A 15,668-nucleotide genomic window follows, 5' to 3' on the forward strand; every position below is an offset into this window, starting at 1 on the left:
CCGCGCGCCCCCAAACGGAGCCCCCCAATATGACCATCCGCAAGCTGACCGACACGCTGTCGGTCTCGCCGCAGATCGCGACGACCGACCTGCCCGAGCTTCACGCGGCGGGCATTCGCGCGATCATCTGCAACCGGCCCGACGGCGAAGGCGCCGACCAGCCGACCGTCACCGAGATCCGCGCGGCCGCCGCGCCGCTCGGCATCGACGTGCACTACCTGCCGGTCGATACCGGCAAGGTGACCGACGACCAGGCCGCGCAGTTCGGCGCGCTCGTCGCGTCGCTGAATGGGCCCGTGCTCGCGTACTGCCGCAGCGGCACGCGGTCGGCCACGCTGTGGGCGCTGTCGCAGGCGGGGCTGCGCCCGCTGGACGACCTCGTCGCCACCGCCGGCGCGGCCGGCTACGACCTGAGCGCGCTCACCTCGCGTATCGCGCAGGACGGCCGCCAGAGCGCGCCGGCCGTGGACGCGCGACACGACATCGTGATCGTCGGCGCGGGCGCGGCCGGCATCGCGGTCGCGTCGAGCCTGCTCGCGCGCGACGCGTCGCTCGACATCGCGGTGATCGATCCCGCCGACGTTCACTACTACCAGCCCGGCTGGACGATGGTCGGCGCGGGCGTGTTCTGCCCCGAGACGACCGCGCGCAGGATGACCGACGTACTGCCGCGCGGCGTGCAGCGGATCCAGGCCGCGGTCGCCGGCTTCGAGCCCGACGCGCACGTGGTGGTGCTCGACGGTTGCCGGCGCATCGGCTATCGCAGGCTCGTCGTGTGTCCGGGGCTCAAGCTCGACTGGCATGCGATCGACGGCCTCGCCGACACGCTCGGCCGCAACGGCGTCACGTCGAACTACCGCTACGATCTCGCGCCGTATACGTGGGAGCTGGTGCGCGCATTCCGCGGCGGCAATGCACTCTTCACGCAACCGCCGATGCCGATCAAGTGCGCGGGCGCGCCGCAAAAGGCGATGTACCTGTCGTGCGACCACTGGCGGCGCACGGGGCGCCTCGACGCCGCGAACGTCGAATTCCTGAATGCGGGCGGCGCGCTGTTCGGCGTCGCCGATTACGTGCCGGCGCTGATGGAGTACGTGAAAAGCTATGACATCGCGCTGTCGTTCGGCCACAACCTCGTCGCGATCGACGGGCCCGCGCGCCGTGCGACGTTCTCGCGCGCGCTGCCGGAAGGCGGCAGGGAAACCGTCGAGCGTTCGTTCGACATGATCCACGTCGTGCCGCCGCAGAAGGCCCCCGATTTCGTACGCGCGAGCCCGCTCGCCGACGCGGCCGGCTGGATCGACGTCGATCCGGCGACGCTGCGCCACAAGCAGTTTCCGGACATCTACGCGCTCGGCGACGTCACCAACACGACCAATGCGAAAACGGCCGCGGCCGCCCGCAAGCAGGCGCCCGTCGTCGCGCACAACCTGCTCGCGTCGCTCGGCCGCGCACAGGGCGACGCCGCGTACGACGGCTACGGTTCGTGCCCGCTCACCGTCGAGCGCGGCAAGATCGTGCTCGCCGAATTCCTGTACGGCGGCAAGGTCGCGCCGACCTTCCCCGCCTGGCTGATCGACGGCAAACGGCCATCGCGGCTCGCGTGGCTGCTGAAGGAACGCGTGCTGCCGCCGCTCTACTGGAAGGCGATGCTCAAGGGCCGCGAATGGCTCGCGAAGCCCGCGATCGCCCGTTGACCGGAGCGCGATGACGTCATGCTGATTTCCCTCGTACTCGGCGGCTTCGTCGGTGCCGTGCTCGGCCTGACCGGCGCCGGCGGCGGCATTCTCGCGGTGCCGGCCCTCGTCGTCGGGATGAGCTGGCCGATGCAGCAAGCGACGCCGGTCGCGCTCGTCGCGGTAGCCGGCAGCGCCGCGCTCGGCGCGCTCGAAGGCTTCCGCCGCGGGCTCGTGCGCTATCGCGCGGCGCTGCTGATGGCCGTGGCCGGCGTGCCGCTGACCACGCTCGGCGTGCGACTCGCGCACGTACTGCCGCAGCGCCTGCTGCTCACGTTGTTCGCGCTGACGATGCTGGTCGTCGCCAGCCGCCTGCTACGACAGGCGCTGCGGCGGCAGACGACCGACGCGGACGCGTCGCCGCTGTGCGTCGGCCGCGTGAATCCCGATACGGGCCGGCTCGTGTGGTCGTGGCCCGTGGGCATCGCGCTGGCGTCGACCGGCGCGGTCACGGGCCTGATGACGGGATTGCTCGGTGTCGGCGGCGGCTTCGTGATCGTGCCGATGCTGCGCAAGTTCACGAACGTGTCGATGCATGGGGTGGTCGCGACGTCGCTGATGGTGATCGCGCTGGTCGGTACCGGCGGCGTGTTCGCGACGCTCGTGTCGGGCACGCGCGCGCCGCTCGACGTGACGCTGTGGTTCAGCGTCGCGACCGCGCTCGGCATGGCCGCCGGCCGCGGCGCGTCGCGCCACCTCGCCGCGCGGCACGTGCAGGCCGGGTTCGCGGCCGTGCTCGTCTGCGTCGCGCTGGGATTGCTGGCGAAGGCGGCGCTCGGCGCATAAACGCCGGCGATGGGCCGGCGATCGTTACGCGCCGCCAAACAAAACGCCCGGGCCGACTCGTCGTCGGCACCGGGCGTTTTTCTTGAAGGCCACAACCGCCGTATCAGGCCGCAAACCCCGCCATCCGCTTGCGTTCCTGACGCAGCATCACGAAGTTCGCGATCACGACGCCGGCCGTCACCGCGATGATGAACAGCGTCGCGAGCGCGTTCATCTCCGGGTTCAGCCCGAGGCGCACGCGCGAGAACACGACGAGCGGCAGCGTCGTCGAGCCGGGGCCCGACAGGAACGCCGACAGCACGAGGTCGTCGATCGACAGCGTGAACGACAGCAGCCAGCCCGCGATCAGCGCCTGCGAGATCAGCGGCAGCGTAATCGTGAAGAACACCTTCAGCGGCGTCGCGCCGAGATCGAGCGCGGCTTCTTCCAGCGACGGATTCAGCTCGCGCACGCGCGACTGCACGATGATCGCGACGTACGAGATGCACAGCATCACGTGGCCGAGCCAGATCGTGAACACGCCGCGCTCGGCCGGCCAGCCGATCCACTTCGCGAGCTCGATGAACAGCAGCAGCAGCGAGATCCCCTGGATCACCTCGGGGATCACGAGCGGCGCGTTGATCATCCCGCTGAACAGCGCGAAGCCGCGAAAGCGGCCCATCCGCGCGAGCACGAAGCCGGCCCACGTGCCGATGAACACCGACGCGAACGCGGTCAGCACGCCGATCTTCAGCGACAGCCACGCGGCCGTCAGCAACTCGTCGTCCTCGACGAGCGCCTCATACCAGCGGAACGAGAAACCCGACCACACGGTGACGAGCTTCGACTCGTTGAACGAATAGACGATCAGGCTGATGATCGGGATGTACAGGAACGCGAAGCCGACGAACAACGCCGCGAACTGCAGGTAGCGATTCGGCTTCATCGACGGCCTCCCTGTTCCTTCGCCTGGAAGTGCTGGAACATCGCCATCGGCACGAGCAGCAGCAGCACCATCGCGCAGGTCACGGCAGACGCCATCGGCCAGTCCGCGTTGTTGAAGAACTCGTTCCACATCACGCGGCCGATCATCAGCGTATTCGCGCCGCCGAGCAGCTCCGGAATCACGTACTCGCCGACCGCCGGGATGAACACCAGCAGGCAGCCCGCGATGATCCCGTTCTTCGACAGCGGCAGCGTGATCTGCACGAACGCCTTCCACGGCTTCGCGCCGAGGTCGTACGCGGCTTCGAGCAGGCGCAGGTCCATCTTCACGAGGTGCGCGTAGAGCGGCATCACGAGGAACGGCAGGTACGAATACACCATCCCGATGTACACCGCATAGTTCGTGCGGTACAGCTCGATCGGCGTATGCGTGAGCCCGATCCACATCAGGAAGTTGTTCAGGAGCCCGTTGTTCTTCAGGATCCCGATCCAGGCATACACGCGGATCAGGAACGACGTCCAGAACGGCAGCATCACGCCCATCATCAGCAGGTTGCGGGTGGCCGGGTTCGAGCGCGCGATGTAATACGCCATCGGATAGCCGAGCAGCAAACACAGCAGCGTCGTGATCGCGGCGACCCACACCGAGTTCACGTAGGTCGCGAAATACAGGCTGTCCGTGAACAGGAACGCGTAGTGCGACAGGTTCAGCGCGACGTGCACGACGCCGTCGGCGTACGACGCGAGCTCCGTATACGGCGGGATGCCGAGCTGCAGCTCCGCGAAGCTGATCTTCACGACCAGCACGAACGGCACGAGGAAGAACAGCACGAGCCACGTGAACGGCCCGGCCACGACCGCCGTGGCGCCCGTCAGGTTGAAGCGCCGCACCGGCCACTCGAGCAGGGACTTGAACGCGTTCATGACGTCAGCACCACGCCGGCGGTCGCGCTCCAGCGCACGTAGATCTCGTCGGCGAGCACCGGCGTGTCGAGTTCGGAAATCGCGAGGCTCGACACGTTCGCGATCACCGTCTTGCCCCCGTCGAGCTTCACGTGATACAGCGAATAGCCGCCCATGTACGCGACGTTGCTGATCCGGCCGCGCGCCCAGTTGAACGCGCCTTCGGGCGGCTTGCGCGTGAGCGCGATCCGCTCGGGGCGCACCGACACCGTGACCGGCATCCCGAGCGGGCCCGAGATCCCGTGGCTCACGTACAGCCGGCTCGGCAGTTCCGGCGATTCGATGTACACGTGATCGGGTTCGTCCTCGACCGTCACGCCGTCGAACAGGTTCGTCGAGCCGATGAATTCGGCCGAGAAGCGGCTGTTCGGGTATTCGTACACTTCGTTCGGCGAGCCGATCTGCACGATCTGCCCTTCGCTCATCACCGCGAGGCGGTTCGCCATCGTCATCGCCTCTTCCTGGTCGTGCGTGACCATGATGCAGGTGACGCCGACCTTGTTCAGGATGTTGACGAGTTCGATCTGCGTGCGCTGGCGGATCTGCTTGTCGAGCGCGGACATCGGCTCGTCGAGCAGCAGCAACTTCGGGCGCTTGACCAGCGAGCGCGCGAGCGCGACGCGCTGCTGCTGGCCGCCGGACAACTGATGTGGCTTGCGCTTCGCATACTTGCCCATCTGCACGAGTTCGAGCGCGGAAGCGACGCGCGCCTTCAGCTCGGCCTTCGGCGTGCCTTCCTGCTTCAGCCCGAACGCGACGTTCGACTCGACCGACATGTGCGGGAACAGCGCATACGACTGGAACATCATGTTCACGGGCCGCTTGTACGGCGGCATCTGCGCGAGGTCCTCGCCGTCGATCAGGATCTTGCCCGACGTGACCGTCTCGAGGCCCGCGAGCATCCGCAGCAACGTCGACTTGCCGCAGCCCGAGCTGCCGAGCAGCGCGAACAGCTCGCCCTGGCGCACGGTCAGGTTGACGCTGCGCACGGCTTCGGTGTCGCCGAATTTCTTGACGACGTCGACGATCTGGACAAAGTTCTCGGCGCGCGCATCGGCGCCGGAGGAGGAAACGGAGAACGGCGCGCCCGCGACCGGCGCGCCCGACTGGCTATTCATGATGTGCTGCTTCTCTCCTGCGTTAGACGAACAAAGCCCCCGGGGGCACCAGGGGCTTCATGACTGCGGGTTCACTTCGGCTCGCGTCAGCGGCCCGACTTCAGCTCGGTCCACAGACGCGTCTGCAGACGCTGGATTTCAGGCGGCAGCGGCTTGAGCAGGAACAGCGTCTTCACGACGTCGGCCGGCGGATACACGGCCGGGTCGTTCGCGACGTCGGGCCGCACGTACTTGCGTGCCTCGGCGTTCGCGCTCGGGTAGTACACCGCGTTCGTGATCGCCGCATGCACCTTCGGATCCTCGATGTAGTTGATCCACTGCAGCGCGGCTTCCTTGTTCTTCGCATCCTTCGGGATCGCCATCACGTCGAACCACACCGGCGCGCCGCCCTTCGGAATGTAGTACTCGACCTTGTACGGCTTCTTCGCCTCGATCGCACGATGCTTCGCGATCACGACGTCGCCCGACCAGCCGAACGCGAAGCAGATGTCGCCGCCGACCAGGTCGTTGATGTAGCCCGACGAGTTGAATTGCGTGATGTACGGACGGATCTTCTTCAGCACGTCCATCGCGGCCTTGTAGTCGGCCGGGTTCGTGCTCATCGGATCCTTGCCGATGTAGTGCAGCGTCGCCGCGAACATCTGGTCGGGTGCGTCGAGCACCGACACGCCGCAGGTCTTCAGCTTCGCGAGGTTTTCCGGCTTGAACAGGATGTCCCAGTTGTCGAGCGGCACCTTGCCGAGCGCCTGCTGCGCCTTCGTCAGGTTGTATGCGAGGCCGGTCGTGCCATATGCCCAGGGCACCGAATACTTGTTGCCCGGGTCCGCGCCGGCGACGAGCGCCATCAGTTGCGGATCGAGGTACTTGAGGTTCGGCAGCTTCGACTTGTCGAGCGGCGCGAAGATGCCGGCGGCGATCTGCTTGCCCGCGTAGTTGCTGGTGGGCACGACGATGTCGTAGCCCGAGCTGCCGGTCAGCAGCTTCGCCTGCAGCGTGTCGTCGCTGTCGTAGTTGTCGTAGCGAACCTTGACGCCCGCCTGCTTCTCGAAGTTCGGGATCGTGTCCTTCGCAATGTAGTCCGACCAGTTATAGACATTGAGCTGCGTATCCTTCGCCGCTGCCGCCGACGCCCCCACGCACAGCGCGAGCGCTGCGAACCGGCCCACTACCTTTGCTTTCATCCCGTTCTCCCTTCGGCCGGACGCGTTGCCCGGCTGCCGTCTGCCTCGTCATGGCGGCGCATTCTGGCGCGCCGCCCCTCGAAAACCCCGAAAACTACCATCATTCGCGCCCCGTCACAAAAAAATCATGCCGGTGTCGCGCAAACGGAACAGATTCCCGCCGCCGGTCGGTCGAACCGCCCGTGCGGCGGGGCGTTCCGGGGGAATTCTATCGGGTAATCGGCGGCTGTCCACCGGGAAAAACGGGCAGCGGCGAAGCGGCGTTCGGATGGCGCGCGGGTCCGCCCGGCGCCGGCGGCCGGCCGGGCCGTCGCGATGCATTAAAATGGCGGCTGACGATTCAACTGCGCGAACCCTCCCGATGGCCTCCAATCTTCACGACCTCCCCGACAGCCCCTGCATCGGCGTGTGCTCGACGCTCTTCGACGAAGTCTGCAAGGGCTGCGGCCGCACGGCCGCCGAAGTGTCGAACTGGGTGTTCCTGAGCGACGACGAAAAGCGCGCGGTGTGGGAGCGCATCACGCGCGAAGGCACCGCGATGCGTTTCCAGTACGACAAGCTGTAAATCCACTGCACAAAAAAAGAGCGGCATGCCGACCGCCATGCCGCCAACCCCAACTCTGTTCCTTTCGCGCGAGCGCGTCGTGTCTAGAACTTCATCCCGACGCCGATGCCGACGATCAGCGGATCGATGTGCAGCGTGCCGATGCCCTTGTCGCCGAGCGTCGCATCGGTGCTCATCCAGATCTTCTTCACGTCGACGTTCATGAACACCTTCTTCGTCAACTGCACGTCCACGCCGAACTGCAGTGCCGGACCGAAGCTGCTCTTGTTGATCGACACGCCCTCGCCGCCGACGTTGAGCCCGTTGTTGTAGAAGTACGTGTAGTTCAACCCGGCGCCGACGTACGGACGCACCTTGCCCGCATGGTTGAAGTGATACTGCAGCAGCAGCGTCGGCGGCAGCACGCCCACGCCGCCGAGATTGCCGAGGCTCGACGTCATTTGATGCCGCGACGTGCCGAGGATCAGTTCGACGCCGAGGTAGTCGCGGATCATGTACGTGAAGTCGAGCTCGGGCACGATCGCGTTGTTCACGCCGGTGTTGATCGCGCCGAGCGTGTCGCTCGCGCGCTCGTTCGGCTGGATGCTGATCGCGCGAAGCCGGACCAGTACGTCACCCTGATTGATGCCGTCGCCGGGCGACGCCGCGTGCGACAGCGACGGCATCGCGACGAAGCTGGCCGCGACGGCGGCTGCGGTGACACATGTTCGAATCGTTTTATGCATGGTACGGACCCCCAAAGAATGGTTTCCATTCTCCCTGTAGGGTCTTTTCGTCATCTTGATATTGGTCAAGCCAGCGTAAACGTGGGACGGTTTGCCGCAGGCTCGGTCGCACTGCCCGTCAGCAGCAGGTCGAGCAGATCGCGCACGCTGCGGATCGCGCGGCCGAACGGCAATGCTTCGCGGCCGCGGAAGAACAGCCCGTTCGAGACGTCGCCGCGCAGCGCGGCCGCAAGCCGCGTGTCGATGCAGAAGTGGCCGAATTTCTCGATGCCGTCGCGCAGCCCGCATACGCTCAGGCATTCGAGCGCGGTCGGGCAGCGCTGCTTGAACGCGCCGAGCTTGTTGCGAATGCGCGTCTCGTTGCGCAGGTAACGATCGAGCCACGGCGTCTTCACCGCGCGTGCCGGCAGCCCCGTCACGCTGACGAATTCGACGATGTCGTCGGGCGTCGCATCGGCGAGCACACGCTTGAAGTGCGGATGCGCGTCGCCTTCTTCCGTCACCGCGAACGGCGTGCCCACCTGCACACCGTTCGCGCCGGCCGCGAGCGCCGCGCGCACCGTGTCGTGACTGTTGATCCCGCCGGCCACGATCAACGGGATCGTGTCGCGGGCGAGGCCGAGCGACGCCATCACCTGCGCGGTCTCGTCGAGCACGCGCGCGAAATCGAAACGACCGTCGTGCATGTCGTCGATCTGCGTGACGCCGAGGTGGCCGCCCGCGTGCGCCGGATGCTCGATCACGATCGCATCGGGCAGCCGCCCCTTCTTCATCCACTTCTTCAGCACCAGCGCGATCCCGCGGCTGTCCGACAGGATCGGAATCAGCGCGATGTCGTGCCCTTGGGTGAGATCGGGCAGATCGAGCGGCAGGCCCGCGCCCATCACGATCGCGTCCGCGCCCTCGTCGCACGCGACCCGCACGTAGTCCGCATGCGCGCTCACCGCCTTCATCACGTTGACCGCGATCATCCCGCGCCCTTCGCTGTACGTCTTCGCGAGACGGATCTCGCGCGCGAGCGCGTCGAGGTTCGCCGCCTCGAGCGTCGCGCGATCGGGGTGCGCGCGGCAACGCGCGAGCAGGTCCGCATGATGGTGACGCAGGTCGATGCTCGCGATCGTGCCGACCGCGCCTTCGCGCGCGACGCTGCCCGCCAGCCGGTGCGCGGAGATGCCGACGCCCATGCCGCCCTGCACGACCGGCAGCAAGGTGCGGCCGCGGATCGTCAGCGGCGGAAAGGAAGTGCGTACGGTCATCTGAAACCTCGTCGGAACATCGAAATCGCGATGATCGACGATCCACCGCCGCGCACCTTGACGGCCGTCAATAAAAAACGGCACGCGAGCGTGCCGTTGCGCGGTCATGCGGGATGAAACGCTCAGGCCGGCTTCGCCGGCCTCAGTTGCATCGACTTGTATTCGAGGTATTCCTCGAGCCCGTACACGCCGTTCTCGCGGCCGTGCCCCGACTGCTTGAAGCCGCCGAACGGCGCGGCGGCGTTCCACGTGCCGCCGTTGATGTCGACCTGCCCCGTGCGGATGCGGCGCGCGACGCGCATCGCGCGTTCGTCGCTGCCGGCCCACACCGCGCCGCCGAGCCCGTACGGCGAATCGTTCGCGATCCGCACGGCCTCGTCTTCGTCGCGATACGTGATGATCGACAGCACCGGCCCGAAGATCTCTTCCTGCGCGATCGTCGCTTTCGGATCGACGCGGCCGAACACGGTCGGTTTCACGAAGAAGCCCTTCGCGAGCCCTTCCGGCAAACCGGTGCCGCCCGTCACGAGTTCCGCGCCTTCGTCGATGCCTCGCTGGATGTACGCCTGCACGCGCTGCTGCTGCGCGGCCGACGCCAGCGCGCCGAGGCGCGTCGTGTCCTGCCGCGGGTCGCCCGCGACGTACGTTTCGGCCGCGGCCTTCGCGATCTCGCGCGCTTCGTCGTAGCGGGCTTCAGGCACCAGCATCCGCGTATGCGCGGAGCAGGTCTGGCCCGCGTTCAGGTAGCACGCGTTGACCGTGCCCTTCACCGCCGTCGCGAAATCGGCATCGTCAAGGATCACCGACGCCGACTTGCCGCCCAGCTCCAGCGCGACGCGCTTGACGCCCGCGGCCGCCAGCTCGGCCACGCGCTTGCCCGCGCGCGTCGAGCCGGTGAACGACACCATGTCGACGTCCGGATCGGTGACCAGCACCTCGCCGACGACCGGGCCATACCCGCACACGAGGTTGAACACGCCGGCCGGCAGCCCGGCTTCGTGGATCGCTTCGGCGAGCATGAACGCGTTGAGCGGCGCGACTTCAGACGGCTTCAGCACCACCGTGCAGCCGGCCGCGAGCGCCGGCGCGACCTTCAGCGTGATCTGGTTGAGCGGATAGTTCCACGGCGTGATCGCCGCGACGACGCCGACCGGCTCGCGCACCACCAGCGAATTGCCGACCCGCGCCTCGAATTCGAACGATTCGGCGAGCTTCGCGTACGCCTTCCAGTTGTAGACCGGGCCGCCGACCTGGATCGCGCGCGACAGCTTGATCGGCATGCCGACTTCGCCGGTGATCGACTGCGCGAGTTCCTCGCTGCGCGCCTGCAGATGCTCGACGATCTTGCGCAGATAGCCCGCGCGCGTCGCGGCCGGCGTGGCCGCCCACGCGTCGAAGGCCGCGCGCGCCGCGCGGATCGCGTCCTGCGCGTCGGACGCGACGCCCTCGGGAATCCGGCCGATCACGGCTTCGGTGCCCGAATCGATCACGTCGATCGCGCCGGCGCCGGCCGGTTTGCGCCACGCGCCGTCGATGTAGAACTGGTCGTAGATTTTCATCGTGTTCCGCCTCCAGGGAAGCCGCCATTCTAGCGAGCGTTTCGGTGGCTGGTGTGACGAATGACAGCCATTCGAAAGGACCGGCGCGCCCTAGCGCCGGTGCTCCGCCGCGCGCCGCGCACGGCCGGCGCCGCACGCTTCGGGCCGCCGTCACGTCGGCATCCGCCCGGGTGCGCGGCCGGGCCCGCATCGTGCTATGTTTTTAGTATCGGCATCGGCCCGTTGCGGCCGGCGCCGCCCGGAATCGACGCACTTCGTGAGCGCTGCCATGTCCGACGCATCCCATACCCTCGGCTCGCAAGACCGCCTGGAGCTGCTTTGCTGGCTCACCTGCGGCAACCTCGGCGCGTTTTACCTGAACGAATCCTGGCCGGACGCCGCGTTCCAGGTCCAGGCCGCGCACCGCTGGCTCGACCGCCATCACCGCCAGGCCGACTGGCTCTCGGTCGCGCGGCTCGCGGCGCTCGCGCAGGACATCGCGAAGCGGCATGCGGGCTTCGTCGACGCGTCGTGGGCGCGCGACGCGGTCGAGGAAATCGTCGATACCGACGATCTCGACTATCGGGCCAAACTCGTGCAGTGGGTGTACGAGGACTGCTGCAAGGCGCTCGCCGACAAGCGGCTGGCCGATTGAGCGGCGCCGGCGCCGCCCGGTGCGCGAGTCGCGGTGTCGCCGGGCGCGACGCCCTTTCGCCGTGACGACCGTCACGGCCGGAACGATTGTCGGGGTACGGTGCATGCGCGCTGCCCCGGCGCCCGCACGCGCGAAGCGTCATACAATCGTCGCCGCCGGCCATTCGGCCGCCGCGGCCCGACCTCGATCTCGACCATGAAAGACACTCGCGTGGCGCTCGCCCATCGACTTCTGCTGATCGCCGGCGCATCGGCCGCACTGACGGCCGGCGCCGCCGGTGCTGCGCCCGCAGCCACGGCGGCCGCGGCCTGTGCATCGCCTGCGTTCGACCGTTACCCGGCACCGGCCGCCGCCGCCCGCGCGCCGCGCAAACCGGCTGCCGCGCCTCGGCTCACCAGCCACGAAGCGCGCCTCTATCGCACCGTTATTCGTGACGCGTTCGCGCAACCGGCCAACTTTGCCGGTCACTACCGCGTCGCGATCTGGGGTTGCGGAACGGATTGCCGAAATTTCGCGATCGTCGACAAGGACACGGGCGCGACGTACACGATGCCCGGCGTGACGGCCGTCTCGGGCGTGATGGGCAACGACGACGAGCGCGTCGACTTCCGTGCCGGCAGCAGGCTGCTGATCGTCGCCGGCTGCTTCAACGACGATTGCGGCGACGGCAATGCGAAAGCGGCCCGATTCTTCTACGAATGGACCGGCACCCGGCTGCGTCCGGTCGGCACGTGCCCACTGGCCATCGAGCCAGTTCAGTGAGCGGCCCGGGCAACCGATGACATCCATTCATTTCAGTTTCGACGACGGCCCCGGGCCCTCGACGCCCGCGCTGCTCGACGTCCTGCGCGATGCGTCGTGCACGGCGACCTTCTTCGTGCTCGGCAAGCATCTGGCGGGCGCGCTCGGCGTCGCAACGAGCATCGCGCGCGAAGGCCACCGGCTCGGCAACCACACCTATTCGCACGCGAAGCCGGGCGCGCTCGCGGACGCCGCACTGATCGACGAAATCGACATGACCGATGCGCTGATTCGCGATGTGTATCGCCGCGCCGGCGTTGCCGCGCCGGACGCGATCCCGCTGCGGCTGCCGTACGGGTTGATGCCGCACGACGATCGCGCCGCCGTGCTCGCGCGCCTGCAACGCGAACACACGAGCTGGACCGCGATACTGGACGACTGGCAACGGCCGGCGCCCTCGTCGCAAGCGCTGTTCGACGCGATGTGCGCGCATGTCGACGCGTGCACGGCGCAGCATCGCGACGTACTGTTCTGCCTGCACGACGGATCGCGGCACGGCGACGCGCGGCCCAACACGGTCGAAGCCGTGCGGCTGTTCCTGAACCGGCAGCGCGCCGACGCGCCGCCCCGCTAACCCGCCGGCACCGCCCCGTCCAGCAACCGGCGCCAGCCGCCGAGGAAACCGATGCCGGGCCCCGGCATCCACAGCCCGCGCTGCGCGGCTTCGAGATGGATCAGCGACTGGTCCGCGCAGAACAGCGTCGTCAGCGTGTCGTGGTTGTCGCGCAGCCAATCGGGCGCCGCATCCGGCCGCGTCGCCATATAAATGTGCAAGCAGGCCGTCCATCGCCCGCGGTCGAATACGAAGCCGTCGTCCCGACCCGCATCGCGCGACAGCGCGAACGACGCGAAGGCCGCCTCGAGCCATTGCGCGCCCTGCCCCACATCGTCGAAATCCAGCACGCCGTTCACCGCGTTGTCCACATACAGCAGGTTGCCCGCGTGATAGTCGCCGTGCAGCCACTGCACGGGCCCCGTGAGCCACGCCGCCGCCGCGTCGAGATGCGTGCCGATGCGCCGGATCACCGTGTCGTAGTCGTCGTGCAAGTCGGCTGGCAGCGACGGCATCGCGCGCGCCGCCACGCGTGCATGACGTGCGGACAGCCATGCGAGCGGCGCCGCTTCGCTCGCGGGGATCGCGGCCAGCGCCGTATGCAGATGCGCGAGCGTGCGCATCGCATCGATCGCTCCCGCGTGCCGGTCGTCCGGCAAACCGGGACGGCCGTCGATATGCTCGAACAGATGCAACCAGCTTCCGTCGGACGTCTGCACGCCGGTTTGCGCGTCGACGGTCGGCCGCAGCCGCGGCAGCGCGGGCAGCGTCGACGCCATGCGCGCCTCGCCGAGACGCGCGAGTATCGACGCCTCGCGCCGCATCTGCGCGACCGGCTTCCCGGCCCACGACACGCGCAACACCGTCCGCCCCGCATCGCACTCGACGAGATAGGTTTTGTTAGTATGGCCCGACGCCAGCGCGTGCAGGCGCGCCGGGCCGATGTCCCAGTACCGGTGAAGCCACGGTTCCAGCGTTTTCACGTCACTCCTACTCGTTGCATCGACCATGTCAGAGCGTCCTTCGGCCCGCATGCGGGACATCAACATCGAATGGCTGACGCGCGCCGGCGAATTCGGCCATCTGTTCCAGACCCGCTGGCTCGGCGAGCGCTTCTTCCATCTACCCGGCGACATGCTCGCGCTCCAGGAACTGATCTGGCGCGAGCGCCCCGACTGCATCGTGCAGACCGGCATCGCGGCGGGCGGCGGCGTGGTGTTCACCGCGTCGATGCTGGAACTGGCGGGCACCGAGGGCCGCGTCGTCGCGATCGAACCGCGCCTGCGCGACGAGGTTCGCCAGCGCCTGCAATCGCACCGGCTCGCCCATCGCATGATGCTGATCGAAGGCGAATCGTGCGCGGCCGACACGCTCGCCTCGGTGCGGGCGCAGATCCACGACGGCGCGCGCGTGATGGCGATCCTCGATCTCACGCATACGCACGCGCACGTGCTGCGCGAACTCGAATGCTATGCGCCGTTCGTGACGCCCGGCAGCTACGCGATCGTGATGGACACCATCATGGAGTACCTGCCCGAGTCGATGTTCGACGGCAAGCCGTACGGCCGCGGCAACAACCCGGCCACCGCCACACGCGAATTTCTCGCCCGCGACGACCGGTTCGAAATCGATCACGACATCGAGGACCGCGTGCTCATGACGCTGTCGCCAGGCGGCTTCCTGAAGCGAGTGCGCTGACCAGGCGGGCCGCTTGCGCGGAGCCGTCGCACGCGGCATAGCTGTCGCGGATCCGCGCCGCCTGTTCGCGCAACGATCCCGCACGCAACAGGCGTTCGAGCGCGCCGGTAATGGCCGCGATACCGGCCTGCCGCAGATCGAGCACGCAACCCGCGCCGGCCCGCTCGACGAAGTGCGCCGAATGGAACTGGTCGTTGCAGAACGGCGACAGCAGCATCGGCACGCCGCACGCGAGCGACTCCATCACCGAATTCGCGCCGCCGTGGCTGACGAACGCATGCGTGCGCCGCAGCAGCGCCAGTTGCGGTGCGTAACGCACCGCGATCACGCGTTCGTCGCCGGCCGGCAGCAGATCCGAATCGACCAGTTCGCCGACCGACAGCACCAGTTGCGCGGCGCTCGCGCGCGTCGCGTCGATGACCTTCGCGAACACCTCCGGGTGGTAGTAAAGCTGGCTGCCGAGCGACATGTAGACGAGCGGACGATCCGCGTCCAGGCGCTCCCATGGAAATGCCGTCTCGTCGCCGCGCGGGCCCGACGGCATCGCGGGGCCGACCAGATCGACACCGCGCGGCGGCGTGCCGACCAGCGCGTCGGTCGTGAACGCGAGCGTCAGGTGCGGCGACAGCACGTCGCAACCGCGAAAGCGTGCGTCGAGGCCGTAGCGCGCGAACAGGCGCGTGCGTTCCGGTGCGAGCCATCGCACCGTGCGCAGCAGTTCCGAATCGAGATCGTCGGGCAGCACCGGATTCAGCGAATTGGACATCGACACCCACGGCAGCCCTTCCAGCTCGGCGGCAATCGCCGCCGCATAGAGCAGCGGGTCGATCACGACCACGTCGGGCCGCCAGTCGCGCAGCACCGCGCGGATGCCGTCCACCTGCGCGGGCGCCAGATCGATCAGCAGCGTGCGGATCCAGTGCCGCAGCCAGTCGGCGTCGCGAATGTTCGCGGCGAAGCTCGCGCCGCGCGACAGGTCGTGGCGCTCGGGCGTCTCGCGCGGCCCGACGAACGCGAAGTCGCCGGCGCCGTCGAGCTGTGCGCTGATGTCGGCCGGCGCATAGAACGCGACGTCGCAGCCGGCCGCGCGCAAATGCTGGGCCGGGCCGATGCACGGATTGACGTGGCCCTTCTCGGGCACCACGCAGAACAGGATGCGTTTCATCAGC

At 67.9% G+C, this 15,668-nt stretch carries 16 protein-coding genes; 7 read left to right on the forward strand and 9 right to left on the reverse strand.

Translation table 11 applies throughout. The features are described 5' to 3' along the window. Positions 1-29: 29 nt before the first annotated feature. Positions 30-1,697 carry a bifunctional protein tyrosine phosphatase family protein/NAD(P)/FAD-dependent oxidoreductase gene (locus tag J8I33_RS09875; protein WP_209935117.1) on the forward strand — a complete coding sequence of 556 codons (1,668 nt, stop codon included), beginning with the start codon at positions 30-32 and terminating at the stop codon, positions 1,695-1,697. Positions 1,698-1,715: 18 nt separating this feature from the next. Next, a complete protein-coding gene (locus J8I33_RS09880) occupies positions 1,716-2,522 on the forward strand; it encodes a sulfite exporter TauE/SafE family protein (protein WP_209935122.1) in 807 nt (268 codons plus the stop codon). 103 nt (positions 2,523-2,625) lie between these two features. Here J8I33_RS09880 and J8I33_RS09885 read toward each other — a convergent pair whose 3' ends face one another. The 4 genes from J8I33_RS09885 to J8I33_RS09900 all read right to left on the reverse strand — a co-directional run bounded on the left by J8I33_RS09885 (position 2,626) and on the right by J8I33_RS09900 (position 6,708). Further along, on the reverse strand, positions 2,626-3,447 hold the full coding sequence (locus J8I33_RS09885; RefSeq protein ID WP_089435094.1) for an ABC transporter permease subunit: 822 nt from the start codon (positions 3,445-3,447) through the stop codon (positions 2,626-2,628). After that, entirely contained in the window at positions 3,444-4,370 is a 927-nt protein-coding gene (locus tag J8I33_RS09890; RefSeq protein WP_050015507.1) for an ABC transporter permease subunit, read from the reverse strand. The genes J8I33_RS09885 and J8I33_RS09890 overlap by 4 nt, the downstream gene beginning before the upstream one ends. Beyond that, the gene (gene potA, locus J8I33_RS09895) at positions 4,367-5,527 is read right to left on the reverse strand and encodes a polyamine ABC transporter ATP-binding protein (RefSeq protein WP_050015509.1); all 1,161 of its coding nucleotides are present in this window, start codon (positions 5,525-5,527) and stop codon (positions 4,367-4,369) included. The genes J8I33_RS09890 and potA overlap by 4 nt, the downstream gene beginning before the upstream one ends. Before the next feature lie 86 nt (positions 5,528-5,613). Beyond that, positions 5,614-6,708 (reverse strand): polyamine ABC transporter substrate-binding protein, encoded by a 1,095-nt coding sequence (locus tag J8I33_RS09900; RefSeq protein WP_050015511.1) that lies wholly within the window; start codon positions 6,706-6,708, stop codon positions 5,614-5,616. A gap of 361 nt (positions 6,709-7,069) precedes the next feature. Here J8I33_RS09900 and J8I33_RS09905 point away from each other — a divergent pair, with 361 nt between their 5' ends. Continuing rightward, entirely contained in the window at positions 7,070-7,273 is a 204-nt protein-coding gene (locus J8I33_RS09905; RefSeq protein WP_006493160.1) for a DUF1289 domain-containing protein, read from the forward strand. 83 nt (positions 7,274-7,356) lie between these two features. On the opposite strand, the gene J8I33_RS09910 is transcribed toward J8I33_RS09905, so the two are convergent. The 3 genes from J8I33_RS09910 to J8I33_RS09920 all read right to left on the reverse strand — a co-directional run bounded on the left by J8I33_RS09910 (position 7,357) and on the right by J8I33_RS09920 (position 10,813). After that, positions 7,357-7,998 carry an OmpW family outer membrane protein gene (locus J8I33_RS09910; RefSeq protein WP_124640150.1) on the reverse strand — a complete coding sequence of 214 codons (642 nt, stop codon included), beginning with the start codon at positions 7,996-7,998 and terminating at the stop codon, positions 7,357-7,359. Positions 7,999-8,063: 65 nt separating this feature from the next. Further along, positions 8,064-9,254: a nitronate monooxygenase family protein gene (locus J8I33_RS09915; protein WP_209935129.1), complete on the reverse strand. Its 1,191-nt coding sequence runs from the start codon at positions 9,252-9,254 to the stop codon at positions 8,064-8,066. 122 nt (positions 9,255-9,376) lie between these two features. Beyond that, positions 9,377-10,813 carry an aldehyde dehydrogenase family protein gene (locus J8I33_RS09920; RefSeq protein ID WP_209935135.1) on the reverse strand — a complete coding sequence of 479 codons (1,437 nt, stop codon included), beginning with the start codon at positions 10,811-10,813 and terminating at the stop codon, positions 9,377-9,379. A gap of 268 nt (positions 10,814-11,081) precedes the next feature. Between J8I33_RS09920 and J8I33_RS09925 the strand changes: the two genes are divergently transcribed. The 3 genes from J8I33_RS09925 (at position 11,082) to J8I33_RS09935 (ending at position 12,822) form a co-directional block, all read left to right on the forward strand. Then, the gene (locus J8I33_RS09925) at positions 11,082-11,447 is read left to right on the forward strand and encodes a hypothetical protein (RefSeq protein ID WP_006488152.1); all 366 of its coding nucleotides are present in this window, start codon (positions 11,082-11,084) and stop codon (positions 11,445-11,447) included. Positions 11,448-11,657: 210 nt separating this feature from the next. Next, entirely contained in the window at positions 11,658-12,209 is a 552-nt protein-coding gene (locus J8I33_RS09930) for a hypothetical protein (protein WP_209935259.1), read from the forward strand. Positions 12,210-12,225: 16 nt separating this feature from the next. After that, positions 12,226-12,822 carry a polysaccharide deacetylase family protein gene (locus J8I33_RS09935; RefSeq protein WP_209935141.1) on the forward strand — a complete coding sequence of 199 codons (597 nt, stop codon included), beginning with the start codon at positions 12,226-12,228 and terminating at the stop codon, positions 12,820-12,822. Here J8I33_RS09935 and J8I33_RS09940 read toward each other — a convergent pair. Continuing rightward, entirely contained in the window at positions 12,819-13,811 is a 993-nt protein-coding gene (locus tag J8I33_RS09940) for a phosphotransferase (protein ID WP_209935147.1), read from the reverse strand. The genes J8I33_RS09935 and J8I33_RS09940 overlap by 4 nt on opposite strands. On the opposite strand from J8I33_RS09940, the gene J8I33_RS09945 reads away from it, so the two are divergent. Further along, a complete protein-coding gene (locus J8I33_RS09945) occupies positions 13,810-14,499 on the forward strand; it encodes a CmcI family methyltransferase (protein ID WP_124556876.1) in 690 nt (229 codons plus the stop codon). The genes J8I33_RS09940 and J8I33_RS09945 overlap by 2 nt on opposite strands. Here J8I33_RS09945 and J8I33_RS09950 read toward each other — a convergent pair. Beyond that, positions 14,456-15,664: a glycosyltransferase gene (locus J8I33_RS09950; RefSeq protein ID WP_209935153.1), complete on the reverse strand. Its 1,209-nt coding sequence runs from the start codon at positions 15,662-15,664 to the stop codon at positions 14,456-14,458. The genes J8I33_RS09945 and J8I33_RS09950 overlap by 44 nt on opposite strands. Positions 15,665-15,668: the final 4 nt, after the last annotated feature.

The organism is Burkholderia sp. AcTa6-5, assembly GCF_017815075.1.
GTDB lineage: Bacteria > Pseudomonadota > Gammaproteobacteria > Burkholderiales > Burkholderiaceae > Burkholderia > Burkholderia sola.